The organism is Micrococcus sp. iso_239, assembly GCF_056173395.1.
Map to the genome: position 1 here is coordinate 308,290 of NZ_CM149672.1, position 18,390 is coordinate 326,679.

The window sequence follows — 18,390 nt, forward strand, 5'->3', positions numbered from 1 at the left end:
GGTTGTGCAGCCAGGACACGAGTCCCGCCCGGCCGGACGCCGCCGGCGGGGGCGGCGAGGAGGACGGCATGGTGCAGGAGGCAGGGGTCCCCGAGGAGTCCGGGGACGCGGAGCGCCGTCTGCGGGAGGCCTGGTCGGCGCTGCTGGAGGACGCCGACCGGATCGCCGACGAGATCGCCGCCGCCACGCTGGGCGGCGACCAGGGCGGGGCGTGGTCCACGCCGGAGCTGCGGGCCAGGCTGCGTCGTAGCACGCGGGAGCACGTCCGTCGGGGCCTGCGGGGCCTGGCCGGCGTGCCCTCCGGGGAGGGCGCGGGAGGGCGCCTGGTCGACACGTGGCGGGCCACCGGCGTCGAGCGCGCCCGCCAGGGGGTGCCCCTGGAGACCGTGATCTCCACCTACACCTCGGGCAACCGGCTGCTCTGGGAGGAGCTGGGACGGCGGGTCCGCGAGGGCAGGCTCGACATCACGACCGAGGAGCTCCTCGAGGCGGGGCGCCGGCTGTGGGAGGACCTGAGCGTCACGGGCGAGGTCCTCAGCGCCGCCTACCGGCGGGAGACCGCGCGCCTCACCCTGCGCGACCTGCGCCGTCAGGAGGACTGCCTGGCCGGGCTGCTGGAGGGGAAGGGCGCGGACCCCGTCTACGCGGAGCAGGCCGAGGAGATCCTGGGCGTCCGGGCGACCGCCCCCCTCGCCTGCGTCGTCGCCCTCGCCGAGGACCCGGGGAGCGACGTGCTCCATCACCCCGAGGACCGCATGGGGCGACTCGGGGCGACGTCCCGCTGGGCTGTGCGCGAGGGGGCGCTCTACGGTGTCGTCGAGCCTCCCTCGACGGACGAGGAATGGCTCACGGAGGCGCTGGGCCCGCTGGTCGAGGGCCAGGTGGGAGTGGCCTGGGCCCGGCAGGGGATCCCCGAGACGGCGGCGGCGTTCCGGCTGGCGACGCGGGCGGCGCACACGCTCCCGCCGGGCGAGCGGCGGCTCGCCTGGGCCTCCCATCGGCTGCCGGAGGTGCTGCTGGAGTCCAGCCCGGAGGTCGCCGCGCTGCTGGTGGAGGAGGTGCTGGGACCGCTCCGGGCGCTGCCCGCGGACCAGCGCGCCACTCTGATGGAGACCCTGCGGGCGCTGCTGCGCCGCTCGGGCTCCGCGACCCTCGCCGCGGAGGACCTGATCTGCCACCGCAACACCGTCATCTACCGCACCAAGCGCCTGGTGGAGCTGACGGGGTGCAGCCTGCAGGACCCGCGGGGACGCCTGATGCTGGAGCTGGCCGTGCTCGCCGCAGACCGGGCCGGCGGGCCGGTCCGGAGGGCGCGGCCGATCAGTCCCTGACGGGGGCGCCCGAACCGGTGGTCTCGTCCGAGGAGGCGGGCCCGCGCTCGCCCGGCTCGAGGACCACGACCTCGTCGGCCGGCTCCGCGCGCCCCGTGGCGCCCTCGGCCGGGATGGCGGCGCCGACGTCGGCGATCACCGTGTCCAGCACCGCGCCCGAGGGCACCGTGCACTCGCCCAGCAGGATGCTCCCGCGCACCACGGCGCCGGCCTCGACCACCACGCTGGGGCCCACGACCGAGTCGGTCACCTCGCCCGCGATCCGGCAGCCGGGGCTGAGCAGGGAGCCGGTGACGGTCGCCTCGGGGGCGACCCAGGCCGGCGGAGCGGCGTGCGGATTGGTCAGCAGCGGCCAGCCTTCGGCAGCGACGTCCAGGCCGGTGCCGTCGAGGATCTCCCGGTGGGCGCGGACGTACGCGTCCAGGGTGCCGATGTCCCGCCAGTACCCGACGAGGCGGTGCTCCCGCACGCGCCCCCGCGCCACGAACGCCGGGATGATGCTCTCCCCGTAGTCGCCGAGGGAGGAGCCCACGGGGTCGCCGTCCTCATCGGTCTCGCCCTCGTCCTTGGTGGCCGCCTCGTCCTCGCCCGCCACGAGGTCGCCGACCACCTCGGAGAGCGCGGCGACGTCGAACACGAACACCTCGGTGGCCACGAGCGTGCCCGCCGGGTCCTCCGGCTTGTAGGCGTAGTCGGTCACGGCGCCGTCGTCGTCCACCTGCACGACGCCGAAGCGCGAGGGGTCCTCGTCCGTCTCGGTGGTGACCACGGTGAGCTCGGCGCCGGAGCGGGCGTGCTCGGCCAGCACGGGGCGCAGGTCCAGCTGGTACAGGTGGTCCGCGGAGAGCACGACGACGGTCTCGGCGCCGAACTGCTCCAGCAGCGGCAGCTGCTGGGCGATCGCGTGGCCGTTGCCGCGGGCGAAGCCCTCCTCGGCGCGGCCCTGCGCGGGAGGCAGGAGCCGCAGGCCGTGGCGGGTGCCGTCGAGATCCCACGGCCGGCCGCCGGCCAGGTGCTGGTTGAGCGTGAAGGGGCGGTACTGCTCCACGACCCACACGTCCCGCAGGCGCGAGTGGGCCAGGTTGGACAGGACGACGTCGATCAGCCGGTACTGGCCCGCCAGCGGCACCATCGGCTTGGCGCGGGCCGCGGTGAGCGGCATGAGGCGGCCGCCGGTGCCGCCGGCCAGCACGAGCGCGACGACGGCACCCTCCGGGTCCGTGGGGAACGGGTCGGCCATGACTTCTCCTCGGGTCGGGGGCGGGTTCAGCGTAGGGAGCGGGGACGACACGTGGCCACCGTTCGGGTGCGTCCGGCTCAGCGCTGGCAGTGCGGGCACCACCACAGCCGCCGCGCGTCGTCCTCGGGGGAGCCGTAGTCCTCCTGGCGGACCGGGCCGCGGCAGCGCAGGCACGGGGCGCGGTCGTGCCCGTAGACCCAGTACGACGGCGCCCCGCCGCCGCGCGCGCCGGGCGTCCGGCCGGGTGCCGTGCCGGGTGACGGACCGGCCGGGACCAGCACCTCGACCCCGAAGGGTCGCGCCGGGTTCGGACGCACGCCCGTGGTCCGGCGCCGGGCGCCCGCGGCGGGGGCGGCGGGCGGGACGTTGGCGCGCAGCAGGTCCCGGGCGAGCAGCACGAGTCCGGCGACGTCCTCGACCTCGCCGATCGGCCGGTGCGGGTCGATGCCGGCCAGCAGGAGGGTCTCGCAGCGGTAGATGTTGCCGATCCCGGAGACGAGCCGCTGGTCGAGCAGGGCCAGGCCGACCGGCCGCTCGGGCCGGGCCGTGAGCCGCCGCACGCCCTCGGCGAGCAGCGCGGCGCCGTCGTCGGGCGTGTCCCAGGCCGGGTCCAGCAGGTCGGGGCCGAGGTGGCCGAGGACGGTGGCCTCGTCGGCGGTGGGCACGAGGGTGAGCAGGCCCAGCTGGGCGCCGAGCACGCGGTGCTCCGCCGTCTCCAGCACCGCCCGCACCTGCCAGGCGGGGGCGCCCCACCGCGCGTCGACGGCCGAGACGAGCCAGCGCCCCTCCATCTTCAGGTGCGAGATGAGCGTGAGCGGCCGGGCCCCGGGGCGGGCCGCGGGCGGGGTCAGCCGCATCAGCAGGTACTTGGCGCGCGGCAGGACCTCGGCCACCGTCCAGCCGGTCAGGTCCGCGGTGGCGTGGCGGGGCACGCGCAGATCCGCGTGCGTCAGGACCCGGCCCTCGAGCACGAGGCGGAGCCGGTGCGCGACGCGGACGAGGGAGTCGCCTTCAGGCACGGGCCGTCACCGGCTCAGGCCGCGTTGAGCTGCCAGGTCACGCCGAAGCGGTCCCCGACCCACGCGAAGCGGCGGGAGAAGCCGTCGTCGTCGGGCGGCATGTAGTCACGGCCACCGCCGGCGAGGAGCGCATCGTGGACCGCGTCCACCGCGGTGGCGTCCGGCAGCTCGACGAACAGGCTGATGGCCGGGGTGAATGTGAACCCGTGCGGGGTGAAGGAGTCGAAGAAGCGCAGCCGCTGGCCGGCAATCTCGAGCTCGCCGTGCAGGACCTTGCCCGCCCATGCGGCGCCGCGCGGGGAGGAGTCGTCGAAGAGGTCCCGGCGGACCTCGGTGACCGGCAGGTGCTCCACGAACGCGGTGAGGTAGGCGTCCATGGCCGCACCGGCGTCACCCTCGAACATGAGGAACGGGGTGACGGAGGGGTCTGAGGGATGCGGCAGGGAGTCCTCCAGGGCCTCGGGGGCGGGGGACGTGCCCGTGGGGGCGGTGCCCACGTCCTCGGGCGGGGCGGCGTCGATGCTCATGGGCCGAACCTACCCCCGGGCCCCGCCTCCGCGACAGGGCCGCCCGGGCAATGCGGGTTGAGTTGTCGCGGGTGTCCGACGGCGGGACCCGCGACAACTCAACCCGCGTTGCGGACGGACGGACGGCGTCGAGCTCTCAGTTCCGGAACCGGATCCCCGACGGGCTCGAGTAGAACCCCGCGGCCAGCAGCGCCTCGGCCAGCGGCGTGCCGAGCACGGGCCCGCCGTTGACCTTCTCCAGGCTCAACCGCTCGGTGCGGCCGGTCCGCAGCGCCCACACGAGCGCCTCCGCCGCGGCCCGCAGCTCGCCCGGATCCTCCGTGAACGCGAGCAGCGTGCGCCCGCCGCGCTCCATGTAGAGCGCCAGCCGCCCCGCGATCAGCACGACGACGGCGCCCGCCTTCCGGCCCGGGCGATGGCCCGTGGGCACGACGCCGTCCGGCCCGGCCGGCACGGACGGCCAGTCCAGCGCGGCGCCGTAGGGATTCGCCGGATCCGTCGCGGCCAGGGCGAGCGCGAGCGGGGCGGCGTCGACGGCGGCGTCCTCCTCGTCCCGCTGGAACCCGCGCAGCCGGTCCACGACGGCGCCGGTGGAGAACTGCGCGCCGCCCAGCCCGTCGACGAAGTGGCCGCGGCGCACCTGGCCCGCGTCCTCCATCCGGGTGAGCAGCCGGTACTGCCCCGCGAAGCCGCCGGGGACCTCCTCGGCCACCACGGAGCCGCGCGTGATCACGCCGTACCGGTCCAGCAGCAGCTCGGCGGTGGCGTGGGCGCGGATCGTGGGGTCCTGCTCGGCGGCGGGCAGCAGGGACCAGCGGCCGGCCGAGCGGGCCTGTTCGGCGGCCGAGAGCCCGACGGTCCCCGCCGTGAGGCCGGCCGAGCCCCGGGCGCCGCCCTCGGGCGAGGCGAGCCCCGCGTACCGGCCACGCCCGCGCACCCCGGCCAGCCGCCCGCCGAGCCCGCGCCCGGCCGCCGCCCCCGCGGCCCCGCCCGTCCGCGCGGTGCGGGCCCGCGGCGTCTGCCGGCCGGTGCGGTGCGCGGTCTTGCCGAGCGAGAGCAGGCCGCGGACGGGGGCGAACGTGTCGTTGCCGACCCGGCCGTCCCACACCAGGCCCCACAGCGCGGCCAGCACCGCGGGGCCGCGGGCCAGGTCGGCCGGGTCGCGGTGCGGGTCGGGCCCGCCCGCCCCGCCCGCAGTCCCCGTGCCGCCGTCGCCGGCCGCCGCCTGCGCCGCCCGCACCCGCTCCACGAGCTGGGGGAAGAACCAGGCCCCGCCGCCGGCGAGCACCTCGAGCACGGCCGCGCGCAGGGCGGCGTCGGCGGGCGTCTCCTCGGCGGGCTCGGGCAGGCGCAGCGTGAGGTCCACGGCGTCGGCGGGGTGCAGGGCCACCCAACCGTCGTTGCCGGCGGCCTCCCCGACGCCCGACCACACGTACTCGCCCGTGGCCAGCAGCTCGTCGAGCAGGGCGGGGGCGTAGTCCCGCACGCGGGCGGGCAGCACGAGGGACTCCCACGCGCTCGCGGGCAGGGGCGTGCCGGCCAGCTGGTCCAGGACGGTGGCCACCCCGTCCACGCCCTCGAGCGTGGCCGGCGGCCGCCAGGCCCCGTCGCGCCCCGTCCGCGGCCGCAGGTGCTGCCAGTCGGCGAGGAACCGGGCGTAGGCGGCCTGGTCCACCGGCTCGACCTCGGCGCGCAGCGCGGCGAGGGAGCGCATGCGGATCCGCCGCAGCACCTCGGCGTCGCACCACTCGGCGTCCAGGCCGGTGGCTCCGGGGGTGCCCTCCGGCCGGAACGCGCCCGTGCTCACGCGGCGCTCGGTGGCCAGGCGCTGCAGCACCGAGAGCACGACGGCGCCCCCCAGCCCCAGCGCAGCCCCCGCCTCGGCGGCGGTGAAGGGGCCGTGGGTGCGGGCGTAGCGGCCCACGAGGTCCCCGAGCGGGTCGTCGACCGGGTCGAGGAATGCGGTGGGCACTCCGTGCGGGATCGGCGTGCCGAGCGCGTCCCGCAGGCGGGCGGCGTCCTCGACGGCGGCGAACCGCTCGACCCCGTCCTGGCGCAGGCGGAACGCGCGGCCGGCGCGCTCGAGCTCCGCCAGCATCCCGGCGACGGCGTCCTCGTCCGCGGCCTCCTCCGCCTCCCCCTCGGCCCGTGTGCGCCGCGCGGCCTCGGCGACGGACAGCGGTCCCAGCAGGCGCAGCAGGTCCGCCACGCCCTCGACCCCGCGGGCGCGCCGGTCGGGCGCGAGCCGCTGCAGCTGGGCCTCGACCTCCGCGATGACCTCGGCGTCGAGCAGCTCGCGCAGCTCCTCCGTGCCCAGCAGCTCGGACAGCAGCGCGGGGTCGAGGGAGAGCGCGGCGGCGCGGCGCTCGGCCAGCGGGGAGTCGCCCTCGTAGATGAACTGGGCGATGTAGCCGAACAGGATGGACTGGCTGAACGGCGAGGGTGCCGTCGTCGTGACCTCCACGAGCCGGACGGCCCGTGAGGACACCCGCCCCGCGAGCTCCTTGAGCGCCGAGAGGTCGTAGACGTCCTGGAGCACCTCGCGCACGGTCTCCAGGATCACGGGGAACCGCGGGTGCTTCCGTGCCACGTCCAGCAGCTGCGCGGACCGCTGCCGCTGCTGCCACAGGGGGGTCCGCCGCCCGGGGTCACGGCGCGGCAGCAGCAGGGACCGGGCCGCGTTCTCCCGGAACCGGGCGGCGAACAGCGCGGACCCGCCGACCTCCGCCGTGACGATCTCGTCCAGCTCCTCGGCCGTGAACTCGAACAGCTCCGCGCCCGGCGGCTCCGCGTCCATCAGGGGGATGCGCAGCACGATCCCGTCGTCGGCCGCCATCGCCGCGCCCGAGCCGGTCTCCAGCCCGTACCGCTGCGCCAGCCGCGCCCCCACCGCGAGCGCCCACGGGGCGTGCACCGCCATGCCGTAGGGGGAGTGCAGCACCACGCGCCAGTCGCCGAGCTCGTCCGTGAACCGCTCCACCACGAGCGTCTGCTCGGTGGGCAGCACCCCGGTGGCCTCGCGCTGGTCCTTCAGGTAGGCCAGGAGGTTGTCCTGCGCCCACGGGTCCAGGCCTGCGGCGGCCAGGCGGGTGCGGCCGGCCTCGGGGTCCGCGTCCAGCTCGCGGCGGAAGCGCCCGACGGCGTCGCCCAGCTCCGCCGGCCGGCCCGCGGCGTCGCCCCGCCAGAACGGGAGCTTGCCGGGCTGCCCGTAGGCGGGCAGCACCAGGACGCGGTCCGCGGTGATGTCCACGATGCGCCAGCTCGTGGCGCCCAGCAGGATGACGTCCCCCACGCGGGACTCGTAGACCATCTCCTCGTCGAGCTCGCCGACCCGGCGCCCGCCGGAGCGGGCCGAGCCCGCGGACGCGGTGCCCGCCGACTCGGCCGTGTCCCCGGCCGCCGCGCCGCCGGGGGTGCCGTCCGCGCCGCCGTCGGAGGCCAGGAACACCCCGAACAGGCCGCGGTCCGGGATGGTGCCGCCCGAGGTGACCGCCAGGCGCTGGGCGCCGGGGCGGGCGGCGAGCGTGCCGTTCTCCCGGTCCCACAGGATGCGCGGGCGCAGCTCGGCGAACTCGTCCGAGGGGTAGCGGCCGGCCAGCAGGTCGAGCACGGACTCGTAGGCGGAGAACGGCAGCGTGGCGAACGGCGCGGACCGGCGCACGAGGTCGAACCACCCCTGTGCGTCCAGGTCCGCGACGGCGACGGCGGCCACGGTGTGCTGGGCGAGGATGTCCAGCGGGTTGGCGGGGATCCGCAGCGACTCGATGCGCCCGGCCGTCATGCGCTCGGCCACGACGGCGGTGTCCACGAGGTCGCCCCGGTGCTTGGGGAAGAACACGCCGCGGGAGACCTCACCCACCTGGTGGCCGGCGCGGCCCACGCGCTGCAGACCGGAGGCCACCGAGGGCGGCGACTCCACCTGGATCACCTGGTCCACCGCGCCCATGTCGATGCCCAGCTCGAGCGAGCTCGTGGCCACGACGCAGCGGATCTGGCCGGTCTTCAGCGCCTCCTCGACGATGGCGCGCTGCTCCTTGGACACGGAGCCGTGGTGGGCGCGGGCGAAGTCGGAGACGGTGCCCGATCCGGTGCCGGTCTGCCCGGCCACCTGGGCGGGGCCGTGGAAGCCGGTCGGGTCCGGCGTGCGGAAGCCGGGGACGGCGTCCGGGTGCTCGGCCGCGGCGGCCGCCTCGGCGCGGGCCTCCCAGATCTCGTTGAGGCGGCCGGTGAGGCGCTCGGCCAGGCGCCGGGAGTTGGCGAACACGAGTGTGGAGCGCCGCTCGGCCACCAGGTCCACGATCCGCTCCTCGACGTGCGGCCAGATGGACCCGCCCGTCACCGCGCCCTCGTCGCCGAGCCCGCCCGTCGAGGAGCCGGGCCCCAGGTCGTGGGCTGCGGCGGGGGAGGAGAGGTCCGTCAGGTCCGGCACCGGCACCGTGACCGTCAGGTCCCAGCGCTTGGCCGAGGCGGGCCGCACCACCGTCACCGGCTGGGTGCCGCCGAGGAACCGGGCCACCTCGGCGGCCGGCTCGACCGTGGCGGACAGGCCGATCCGCTGCACGGGCGCGTCCAGCAGGGCGTCCAGGCGCTCGAGGGAGACGGCCAGGTGGGCGCCGCGCTTGGTCCCGGCCACGGCGTGCACCTCGTCCACGATCACCGTGCGGACCCCGGTCAGCGCCGCGCGGGCCTGCGAGGTGAGCATGAGGTACAGCGACTCGGGCGTGGTGATGAGGATGTCCGGCGGATCCTGCTGCAGGCGCCGCCGCTCGGCCGCCGGGGTGTCCCCGGAGCGCACACCCACCCGCACGCGCGGCACGGGCCTGCCCTGGTGCGCGGCGGTCTGCGTGATGCCCACCAGCGGGGCCCGCAGGTTCCGCTCCACATCCACGCCGAGCGCCTTCAGCGGCGAGACGTAGAGGACGCGGGTGGCCGCCGTCCCCTCGGTGGCGGGCTCGCGCACGAACGAGTCGAGCGCCCAGAGGAAGGAGGAGAGGGTCTTGCCCGAGCCGGTCGGCGCGATCACCAGCGCGTGCCGCCCCGAGGAGATCGCGTCCCACGCGCCGAGCTGGGCCGGCGTCGGGGCCTCGAACGCGCCCGTGAACCAGGCGCGCGTGGGCTCGGTGAACCGGCCCAGGACGACGTCGGCCGCGGGCGTGGCCGTGCCCGCTGCGGTCTCCGCGGGCCCGCTCATGCGTGGTGGTACGGTCGGCCGGCGGAGATCTCCTGGGCTCGGTAGACCTGCTCCGCCAGGATCAGCCGCACGAGCTGGTGCGGGAAGACGAGCGGGGACAGGGACCAGACGCGGTCCGCGCGGGCGTGGACCCGGGCGTCCACCCCGTACGCGCCTCCGATCACCATCGTCACCGGGGCGCCGACGTCGAACCGGCTCTGCAGGTGCCGCGCCAGACCCGGCGAGTCGAACGCCGTCCCCCGCTCGTCCAGCAGGATCAGGTGCTCGTCCGCGCCGACCGCGCCCAGGATCCGGTCCGACTCCTCCGTGCGCGCCGCCTCCTCCTGCCGCGCGGAGTGCGGCAGCAGACGCCACGAGAGGTCGTAGGGCCTCTTGAGGCGCCGCTCGTAGCGGTCGATCCCGTCGACGACCCACGCCTCATGCTTCTTGCCGATGGCCAGCACCCGAACAGACATGGCCCCATGATCGCACCGGCCGCGGACACGGTACGGGGGTTGGCCCCCGCCGCTCGGTTACGCTCGCCGGGGCGGGGTGCCTGGCTCCGCACGGGAAGGGGCCCATGACGTCGACGGCACGGTCCCCGCGGGTGTCCCGCCGCGCCGCGCTCGGCCTCGGGGTCGGCGCCCTCGCGGTGGGTGGGGTGGCCGTCGTCACCGACCTGGCCGGCGCGACCACCGGGCCGCTGGGCGCCAACGCGCCGGCCCTGTACGACATGCGCAGCTCCACCGGGCACACGTACGCGGCCCTGCCCGGGCGCGCCGGACGCATCGACGTGTACCGGCCGCCGGGCCAGGGCCCGTTCCCGGTCCTCGTGTGGAACGCGGGCTCCGGCTGGCGCAGCGATCGCGGCTACAGCGACGGTGTCGACGTCGCCCGCGGCCTGGTCCCGCACGGCTACGCCGTCGCCGCGTTCTCGGTGCGCAGCTCCAAACAGGGCACGTTCCCCGCCCAGGTGGAGGACGCGACGGCGGCGGTCCGCTGGGTGCGGCGCAACGCCCCGGGCCTGCAGCTGGACGCGGGGCGGGTGGCCGTGGCCGGCTCGTCGTCGGGCGGCTGGAACGCCCTCATGGCCGGCCTCACGGGCGGACAGGACCTGGACCGCGAGCAGGTGCCGCTGCCCGGCCGGGAGGTGCCCGACGGCGGCCACGCGATCCCGGAGGAGGACCGCGTCCACGCGATCGTGGACTTCTTCGGCCCCACGGACTTCCTGACGATGAACCGCCAGATGCTCCCGGGCGCGTGCGCGGACTACAACCGCGCGAACCGGCTGAAGCACTGCCACCTCGACGACCGCAGCACCAAGTCGGACATGCTGGGGGTGCCGGTCCTGGCCTCGGGCGGCCTGACCCGGCTGGCCTCCCCGATCGCGCACCTGCGCCCGGACTCGCCGCCCCTGCTGGTCGTCCACGGGCGCAAGGACGTCACGGTGCCGTGGGGGCAGAGCCTCGAGCTGTACCGGGCCGCCGAGGCCGCCGGACTGCGCACCGCGTTCTACTCGGTGGCCGAGGGTGGCCACGACCTGGGCATGATGACCGCGAAGACCCGCAGCGCGGAGGTGCTCCGCAACGGTGTGCCGGCCAGCGCCGTGCACGCCTCCATCTCGTGGTCCGCGGTGGCCTCGTTCCTGGACGCCGTCCTGCCGCGCTGAGGCGGCGGCCGGACCCGCCCCGGCATGGCGAAAGCCCGGGAGCGCAGGGCTCCCGGGCTTCACATCTGGCGGTGACGGTGGGATTTGAACCCACGGTACGGGGTTACCGTACACAGCATTTCGAGTGCTGCACCTTCGGCCGCTCGGACACGTCACCAGACCAGAACACCCTACCCGAGCCGTGGCGGCGCGCCCAAACCGGCCGCCCGCCGTCGTCGGGCACGGGCGCGTTCAGTCGCGCTGGGCGGCGAAGAACCCCCGCAGCAGCGCCGCGCTCTCCTCGGAACGGACGCCGGCGCGGACCTGCACCTGGTGGTTGAAGCGGGGGTCGCGGACCACGTCCAGCACCGAGCCGCACGCGCCCGCCTTCGGGTCCCACGCCCCGAATACGACGCGCGGGATGCGGGCCAGCAGCAGCGCACCGGCGCACATGGGGCAGGGCTCGAGGGTCACCACGAGGGTGCAGTCCGTCAGGCGCCAGCCGTCGCCCGCCCCGGCGGCGGCCCGCAGCTCCGCCCCGCGGCGCAGAGCGAGGACCTCGGCGTGGGCGGTGGGGTCGTGGTGCTGCTCGCGCTCGTTCCCGACGACGGCCAGGACGGTCCCGTCGCCGGCCACGAGGGCGGCACCGATCGGCACGTCGCCGGCCGCTCCGGCCGCGCGGGCGGCCCGGAGGGCCAGGCCCATCCACACGTGCTCCTGCTCGGCCGTGGGCGCGGGGGAGGGGACGGGGGCGGACACGCGGCCAGCCTAGCGGCGGTGTCGGCGCCCCCGCGGGCACGGGGACGGGCGGAGGGGCACGCGTGGGCGGTACCGTGGGCGCCATGCGCGTCCACATCGTCGACCACCCGCTCGTGGCCCACAAGCTCAGCGTCCTGCGGGACAAGAAGACCCCGTCCATGATCTTCCGGCAGCTCACGGAGGAGCTCGTGATGCTGCTCGCCTACGAGGCGACGCGCGACGTGGCCATGGAGGAGGTGCGGATCGAGACCCCGGTGACCGCGACCACCGGCTTCCGCCTGGCCCGCCCGCGTCCGCTGGTCGTGCCGATCCTGCGCGCGGGACTCGGGATGCTGGAGGGGATGACCAAGATGGCGCCGTCCGCCGAGGTCGGGTTCCTCGGCATGGCCCGCAACGAGGAGACGCTGGACATCGTCACCTACGCGGAGCGGCTGCCGGCCGACCTGTCCGGGCGTCACGTGTTCGTCCTGGACCCCATGCTGGCCACGGGAGGCACGCTGATCGAGGCCATCCGCTTCCTCTACCAGCGCGGCGCGGCGCGGGTCACCTGCCTCTGCCTGCTCGGAGCGCCCGAGGGCATCGAGCGGTTGGAGGCCTCGCTGGGCGACGTCGAGGTGGACCTGTACCTGGCCGCCGTCGACGAGCGCCTGGACGAGCGGTCCTACATCGTCCCCGGCCTCGGTGACGCCGGCGACCGGCTCTACGGCCTGGCGGAATGACCTGATCGGACCTCCGCGTCCGCCGCGAGACGACCACGGTCCCCGCCCCCACCGGGCGGGGACCGTGGTCGTCTCACGGGAGCGTCTCCGGCGGGGACGTCAAGCGGAGCCGCGAATGTGTCGTCCATTTAGTGGACGTCATGGCCCGCTGTGACCCGTCATCATCGCGTCATATGGAATGCCTGGAAGTCGCCTGCATAAATATTCCGCATAATCACTCGTCCTGTGGCGCGTCCTGCCGTGTTGAACAATGAAAGAGTCACGCGGGCGAGCCGACCGTCCTCGCGACGCTATTCCGATCCGCGAATAGTGATGTTGAGCACATTCAGGACTCTTCTTCTCAAATAATGAGACAAAAGTGCGAACGTTACTTGCCAGTCCCCTCGGTGAAGTCACATTCTTGTCATGTGACGCCTCGTCCGCCGCACCGACCGAGCGGTGGAGGGGCCATGAGCCGAAAGAGGAGTGGTGGCCATGGGTCAGTCCGCCGGATACGTGCACATCTCCGTCCGCAACGCGCAGCGCCGGGCCGACGGCATGTCCCGCCGAGGCCAGGCCCGCGCAGGCCTGCGCCTGGCCGGTGGCACCGACGCCCCCGACTCCCAGACGGCGCCGACGCCGGTCCTGGCGCCGAACGGCATCCCGGGTCCCCAGGCGGTGGCCCGGGAGAACGAGGCCCGTGGGTTCGTCATCTACGTGGGCATGGACGAGCTGGCCGCCTCGGCCGCCGGCACCTCCCTCACGCGGCTGGCCAATGAGCTGCGCCACTACGTGGAGTCCCTCGTCCCCGGGGCGGAGTCGCACGCCGCCGTCGCCCTGGCCCCCGCCGGCGCGGAGGGCCGCGACATCGAGGTCGTGCGCCAGGTGCTCGGCGACCCGACCGTGCAGGGCGGCACCCGTCCCGACCTGGCGCAGGCGCCGGCCCCCGTGTCCACGCGCCAGCCCGGTGTGCTGATCGACCTGTCCCGGCGCGAGGTGCAGCTGGACGGTGAGTCGCTGAACCTCACCTTCAAGGAGTTCGAGCTCCTGAACTACCTCGTGGAGAACGGCGAGCGCACCGTCGGCCGCGAGGAGCTGCTCGACGCCCTGTGGCGCAACGCCGACGAGGTGCCCAACGAGCGCACCATCGACGTGCACATCCGCCGCCTGCGCGCCAAGCTCGGCCGCCTCGCGAACACCGTGCGCACCGTGCGCGGCCAGGGCTACCGCTTCTACCGCCACCCCGAGGTGGTCGTGTGGGCGGCGCCGGAGTACAGCATCTGACCCGCGCCCGCCCGTGTCCGACGACGGCCCCCGCTCACCCGAGCGGGGGCCGTCGCCGTAGCCTGGCCGCATGAGCACCGCCGACGCGAAGACCCTGATCGTCCTCCGGCACGCCAAGGCCGGCTGGCCCGACGCGGCCGACGACCATGCCCGCCCGCTCGCCGAGCGAGGCCACGCCCAGGCGCCCGCCGCCGGCGACTGGCTCCGCGAGCACGACCTCGTCCCGGACGCCGTCGTGTGCTCCGATGCGCTGCGCACCCGTCAGACGTGCGTGTGGGTGTGCGAGCGCCTGGGCGAGCTGGCACCCACGCCCTACCTGGACCCGCGGCTCTACGGCGCCGACGCGGCGCGGGCCCTGGCCGTCGTCAACGAGACGGAGGAGACCACGCGACGGCTGCTGGTGGTGGGCCACATGCCGTGGGTGCAGGAGCTGGGCATGCGGCTGATGAGCCTGGACTCGGACCAGGACGCGGCGCTGCGCATGAGCGAGCACTACCCGACGCTCGGGATGCAGGTGTTCCGGGTGGAGAAGCCGTGGGCCGAGCTCGACGGCCGCGACGCCGCCCTGACGCACTTCGTGGTTCCGGGGCGCTGACCTCCGCGGCGGCGCGCGTGGCAGAGGCGCGCCGACATGACGAAGGCCCCGCTCCAGCAGGAGCGGGGCCTTCCGATCGTGCGCCCAAAGGGATTCGAACCCCTGACCTTCTGTTCCGTAGACAGACGCTCTATCCAGCTGAGCTATGGGCGCATCATCCGATCCGCCGGAGCGGCTCGAACTCGTAGAACACTACAGGACCTCTCCGGCGAAGTGCAAATCGACGGTCTGCGGTGGTCTGAGTCGGGGGTGTGGCGGGGGCGCGGCCATGATAGCCGGGCTCGGGTACCATGGCAGGACCGTGCGGCCACAACGATGTGGTGCGCGCTTCGGCGGTGCACGCATCGGAGTGGACGGGACGGAACGGCCCCGGACCCCAATGGGAGGACTCTCCACCATGGCTGACAACGCCACCACCTCGTTCGCGGATCGCGCCCTGGCGGACGCGCCCACGGACTACGCCCAGCTGCGCGAGTGGGTCGCTCAGATCGCAGAGCTGACGCAGCCGGACTCCGTCCAGTGGGTCGACGGCTCCGAGGAGGAGCGCGACCGTCTCGCGGACGAGCTCGTGGCGGCGGGCACCCTGACCCGCCTGGCCGAGGACAAGTTCCCCCACTCCTTCGCCGCGTTCTCCGATCCCGCCGACGTCGCCCGTGTGGAGGACCGCACCTTCATCTGCTCCGAGAAGGAGGAGGACGCCGGCTTCACCAACAACTGGATGGACCCGGCGAAGATGCACGGGATCCTCGACGACGCGTTCACCGGCGCCATGCGCGGCCGCACCATGTACGTGATCCCGTTCGTGATGGGCCACCTCGACGCCGAGGACCCGAAGTACGGCGTGGAGATCACCGACTCCGCCTACGTGGTCCTGTCGATGCGCATCATGGCCCGCATCGGCCAGGACGTGCTGGACAAGATGTCCCGCGAGCAGGCCTTCTACGTGCCGGCCGTGCACTCCGTGGGCGCCCCGCTGGAGCCGGGCGAGCAGGACGTGCCGTGGCCGTGCAACGAGACCAAGTGGATCGTGCACTTCCCCGAGGAGCGCTCCATCTGGTCCTTCGGCTCCGGCTACGGCGGCAACGCCCTGCTCGGCAAGAAGTGCTACGCGCTGCGCATCGCCTCCGTGATGGCCCGGGACGAGGCCTGGCTCGCCGAGCACATGCTGATCCTCAAGCTGACCAACCCCGAGGGCCGGTCCTACCACATCACCGGCGCCTTCCCCTCGGCCTGCGGCAAGACCAACCTCGCCCTCATCGACCCCACGATCGAGGGCTGGAAGGCCGAGACCCTGGGCGACGACATCACCTGGATCCGCGCCGGCAAGGACGGCGAGTTCCGCGTGATCAACCCGGAGACCGGCTACTTCGGCGTCGCCCCCGGCACCGGCTGGTCCACCAACCCGAACGCCATGCGCGCGATCTCCAAGGGCAACTCCATCTTCACCAACGTCGCCCTCACCGACGACGGCGGCGTGTGGTGGGAGGGCATGACGGACGAGGTCCCCGAGCACCTCACCGACTGGCGCGGCAACGACTGGACGCCCGAGTCCGGCACCCCGGCCGCCCACCCGAACTCCCGGTTCTGCACGCCCATCGAGCAGACGGACATGCTGGCCGACGAGTACCGCGACCCGCGGGGCGTGAAGCTGGACGCCATCCTGTTCGGCGGCCGCCGCAAGACCACCGTGCCGCTGGTGACCGAGGCCTTCGACTGGGAGGACGGCATCCTCAAGGGCGCCACCCTCTCCTCGGAGACCACCGCGGCCGCCGCCGGTGCCGTGGGCGTCGTGCGCCGCGACCCGATGGCCATGCTGCCGTTCCTCGGCTACGACGCCGGTGACTACCTGGCCCACTGGGTCAGGGAGTCCGGCAAGGCCGACCCGGAGAAGCTGCCGCGCATCTACCTGGTCAACTGGTTCCGCCGCAACCGCGACGGCGGCTTCGCCTGGCCCGGCTTCGGCGAGAACTCCCGCGTCCTGAAGTGGGTCGTGGAGCGCCTCGAGGGCAAGGCCGAGGCCGAGGAGACCCCGATCGGCCTCGTGCCGGCCGCGGGCTCGCTCGACCTGTCCGGCATCGAGGTGTCGGCCGAGGACCTCGAGGACGCCCTCAAGGTCGACGCCGCGGAATGGGCCGAGGAGAACGAGCTCATCGAGGAGTGGCTCGGCCGGTTCGGCGAGTCCCTGCCGCAGGCCATCCGCGACCGCTTCGAGGCGCAGAAGCAGCGCTTCGCGCAGGCCTGAGCCCCGCCGCACGCGGAACGGCCCGCACCCCGTGAGGGGTGCGGGCCGTTCCGCGTTCCGGGGCCGGATCAGGCGGCGAGCCAGAGGTCCGGGCCGAAGATCTCGTAGCGGATGGACGTCGCGGGCACGCCGGCGTCGATCAGCTTCGAGCGGGTGGACTGCATGAACGCGAGCGGGCCGCACAGGATGTAGTGCCCGTCGCGGGGCAGTTCGACGTCGTCGAAGTGCATCACACCCTCGACGGTCGTGACGCCCTCGGGGTCCTGCTCCGGCCGCACCCCGAGGAAGAGGCGGGCGTCGCCGTGCGGCAACGCCGCCAGGGACTCCGTCACCTGTTCGCGCAGGGCCACCGCCTCCCAGGACGCGTCGCCGTGGAAGAAGAGGACCTGGCGGTCCGAGCCCTGCTGGGCGAGCGCGTCCAAGATCGCGGCGGCCGGGGTGATGCCGATGCCGGCGGTCGCCAGGACCAGGGGAGCGGTGGAGTCCTCGTCCTCGAGGGTGATGTCGCCGTAGGGGTTGGACAGCTCGATGACGTCGCCGACCTCCACGTTCTGGATGAGCATGGGCGAGACCTCGCCGCCCTCGTCCAGCTTCACGGTGATGACACGTTCGGTGGTGGAGGCGGCGTGGTCCGAGAGCGAGTACTGCCGGGCCTGGCGCAGGCCGTCGGCCACCTTGACGCGCACCGAGACGAAGCCGCCGGCCTCGCCGGGGGTCTGCGGGGTGTCGTCGGCCGGCTCGAAGCGGAAGGTCACGGCGGCGTTGCCGGTGGGCTCCTTGGAGACGACCTTCCAGTCGAGCCACATCTTGTCGTTGGCCTGCTTGGCGTAGAGGCCCTTCTCGAGCTTGATCAGGGCGTCGGCCATGAGCCAGTACACCTCGGTCCAGGCCTCGGCGACCTCGGGGGTCACGGCGTCGCCGAGGACGTCGGCGATGGCCCAGAAGAGGTTCTCGTAGACGATCTGATACTGGTCCTCGGTGATGCCGAGGGCGGTGTGCTTGTGCGCGATCCGCGCGAGCACGGCCTCGGGCAGGGTGCCTGGGTTCTCGAGCAGGTGCACCGCGAAGCGCACGATCGAGCCGGCCAGGGCCTGGGCCTGCTCGCCGTTGCGCTGGTTGGCGCGGGAGAACAGCCCGTCCAGCAGCTCCGGATGGGCCTCGAACATGTGGGCGTAGAACTTCGGCGTGATCTCCGGCATGTGCTCGGCGACGGCGGCGGCGGTGGCCTCGATGACGGGGCGGGACTTCTCGGACAGCATGGGGGTCTCCGTCTCCTCGGTGGCGAATCTTGCGCTGGTTTTGCCAGATTACACCCGGCCGTCGCCGTCGGGAACTCGCCCCCCGGCCCGTTCCCTCAGTGCGTCACGGGGATCTCCGGCAGGCCCAGCAGCACGGGTCCGCCGACAGGCCCGGCGCTCACCAGATCCCGGATCCGCAGGGTGTCGAGCTCGGCGAGGAAGGCCTCGCGCGCGCGGTGCAGGGCGCCGCGCAGGCGGCAGTCGCCGGCGTAGGGGCACGCCACCCCGGAGTCGCGCCCGGCGCAGTCGATCACCTCGTCGCGGCTGCTCAGCGAGCGCACGAGCTCGCCCACACGCTGGTCCAGACCGGCCGCGGCGATCATGGCCCCGCCGTGCCGACCGCGCAGCACCTCGATGGTCCCGCGGCGGCGCAGCTCGGCCACGGCCTTGATGACGTGGTTGTACGGCACGTGGATCTCGTCCGCGATCTGCTGGCTGGTGAGCCGTTCGCCCTCGGCGGCCGCGAGCGTCATCAGTACACGCAGGCAGACGTCGGTGTAGGCGCTCAGCTTCATCCCGCCATCATCCCACCGGTGCACGGCGCCGCCGCGCCTGCGGTGTCCGGGCCGGTTGGCATAC

14 protein-coding genes and 2 tRNA genes are annotated in these 18,390 nt (G+C 74.4%); 6 read left to right on the plus strand and 10 right to left on the minus strand.

The window, feature by feature from the left end; all coding sequences use genetic code 11:
* Positions 1-68: 68 nt before the first annotated feature.
* The gene (locus tag AC0VX2_RS01425; RefSeq protein WP_020627988.1) at positions 69-1,331 is read left to right on the plus strand and encodes a PucR family transcriptional regulator; all 1,263 of its coding nucleotides are present in this window, start codon (positions 69-71) and stop codon (positions 1,329-1,331) included.
* On the opposite strand, the gene AC0VX2_RS01430 is transcribed toward AC0VX2_RS01425, so the two are convergent.
* The 5 genes from AC0VX2_RS01430 to AC0VX2_RS01450 form a co-directional block, all read right to left on the minus strand.
* Positions 1,321-2,571, minus strand: coding sequence for a glucose-1-phosphate adenylyltransferase family protein (locus tag AC0VX2_RS01430; RefSeq protein ID WP_020627987.1), 1,251 nt, complete (start codon positions 2,569-2,571; stop codon positions 1,321-1,323). The two genes, AC0VX2_RS01425 and AC0VX2_RS01430, sit on opposite strands and share 11 nt — an antisense overlap.
* 77 nt (positions 2,572-2,648) lie before the next feature.
* Positions 2,649-3,590 (minus strand): DNA-formamidopyrimidine glycosylase family protein, encoded by a 942-nt coding sequence (locus tag AC0VX2_RS01435; protein WP_020627986.1) that lies wholly within the window; start codon positions 3,588-3,590, stop codon positions 2,649-2,651.
* Positions 3,591-3,604: 14 nt separating this feature from the next.
* Positions 3,605-4,117, minus strand: a complete 513-nt coding sequence (locus AC0VX2_RS01440) for a VOC family protein (protein WP_020627985.1) — start codon at positions 4,115-4,117, stop codon at positions 3,605-3,607.
* Between the two features lie 136 nt (positions 4,118-4,253).
* Complete coding sequence (locus AC0VX2_RS01445; protein WP_101966091.1) at positions 4,254-9,308, minus strand: ATP-dependent helicase; 5,055 nt, start codon at positions 9,306-9,308, stop codon at positions 4,254-4,256.
* Positions 9,305-9,763 carry a 23S rRNA (pseudouridine(1915)-N(3))-methyltransferase RlmH gene (locus AC0VX2_RS01450; RefSeq protein ID WP_169577790.1) on the minus strand — a complete coding sequence of 153 codons (459 nt, stop codon included), beginning with the start codon at positions 9,761-9,763 and terminating at the stop codon, positions 9,305-9,307. The genes AC0VX2_RS01445 and AC0VX2_RS01450 overlap by 4 nt, the downstream gene beginning before the upstream one ends.
* 104 nt (positions 9,764-9,867) lie before the next feature.
* Here AC0VX2_RS01450 and AC0VX2_RS01455 point away from each other — a divergent pair, with 104 nt between their 5' ends.
* Positions 9,868-10,956, plus strand: a complete 1,089-nt coding sequence (locus AC0VX2_RS01455; protein WP_363734941.1) for an alpha/beta hydrolase — start codon at positions 9,868-9,870, stop codon at positions 10,954-10,956.
* 66 nt (positions 10,957-11,022) lie between these two features.
* On the opposite strand, the gene AC0VX2_RS01460 is transcribed toward AC0VX2_RS01455, so the two are convergent.
* Together AC0VX2_RS01460 and AC0VX2_RS01465 are read right to left on the minus strand one after the other, a co-directional pair.
* Positions 11,023-11,113 (minus strand) — tRNA-Ser (locus AC0VX2_RS01460).
* A 74-nt stretch (positions 11,114-11,187) separates the two neighbouring features.
* The gene (locus AC0VX2_RS01465; protein ID WP_044659043.1) at positions 11,188-11,694 is read right to left on the minus strand and encodes a nucleoside deaminase; all 507 of its coding nucleotides are present in this window, start codon (positions 11,692-11,694) and stop codon (positions 11,188-11,190) included.
* Positions 11,695-11,777: 83 nt separating this feature from the next.
* Between AC0VX2_RS01465 and upp the strand changes: the two genes are divergently transcribed.
* From upp to AC0VX2_RS01480, 3 genes are all read left to right on the plus strand, one after another.
* Positions 11,778-12,413, plus strand: a complete 636-nt coding sequence (gene upp / locus AC0VX2_RS01470) for a uracil phosphoribosyltransferase (protein ID WP_069941749.1) — start codon at positions 11,778-11,780, stop codon at positions 12,411-12,413.
* Positions 12,414-12,887: 474 nt separating this feature from the next.
* Positions 12,888-13,676 carry a winged helix-turn-helix domain-containing protein gene (locus AC0VX2_RS01475; protein WP_036316068.1) on the plus strand — a complete coding sequence of 263 codons (789 nt, stop codon included), beginning with the start codon at positions 12,888-12,890 and terminating at the stop codon, positions 13,674-13,676.
* A 70-nt stretch (positions 13,677-13,746) separates the two neighbouring features.
* Entirely contained in the window at positions 13,747-14,271 is a 525-nt protein-coding gene (locus tag AC0VX2_RS01480) for a SixA phosphatase family protein (RefSeq protein ID WP_002854135.1), read from the plus strand.
* Positions 14,272-14,350: 79 nt separating this feature from the next.
* Here AC0VX2_RS01480 and AC0VX2_RS01485 read toward each other — a convergent pair.
* A tRNA-Arg gene (locus tag AC0VX2_RS01485) sits at positions 14,351-14,424 on the minus strand.
* Between the two features lie 244 nt (positions 14,425-14,668).
* Here AC0VX2_RS01485 and AC0VX2_RS01490 point away from each other — a divergent pair.
* Positions 14,669-16,513 carry a phosphoenolpyruvate carboxykinase (GTP) gene (locus AC0VX2_RS01490; protein ID WP_363734938.1) on the plus strand — a complete coding sequence of 615 codons (1,845 nt, stop codon included), beginning with the start codon at positions 14,669-14,671 and terminating at the stop codon, positions 16,511-16,513.
* Between the two features lie 68 nt (positions 16,514-16,581).
* Here the strand turns inward: AC0VX2_RS01490 and AC0VX2_RS01495 are convergent, their stop codons facing one another.
* Both AC0VX2_RS01495 and AC0VX2_RS01500 read right to left on the minus strand, forming a co-directional pair.
* Entirely contained in the window at positions 16,582-17,772 is a 1,191-nt protein-coding gene (locus AC0VX2_RS01495; protein ID WP_036316063.1) for a globin domain-containing protein, read from the minus strand.
* Positions 17,773-17,867: 95 nt separating this feature from the next.
* Positions 17,868-18,326, minus strand: a complete 459-nt coding sequence (locus AC0VX2_RS01500; RefSeq protein ID WP_363734936.1) for an RrF2 family transcriptional regulator — start codon at positions 18,324-18,326, stop codon at positions 17,868-17,870.
* Positions 18,327-18,390 lie beyond the last annotated feature (64 nt).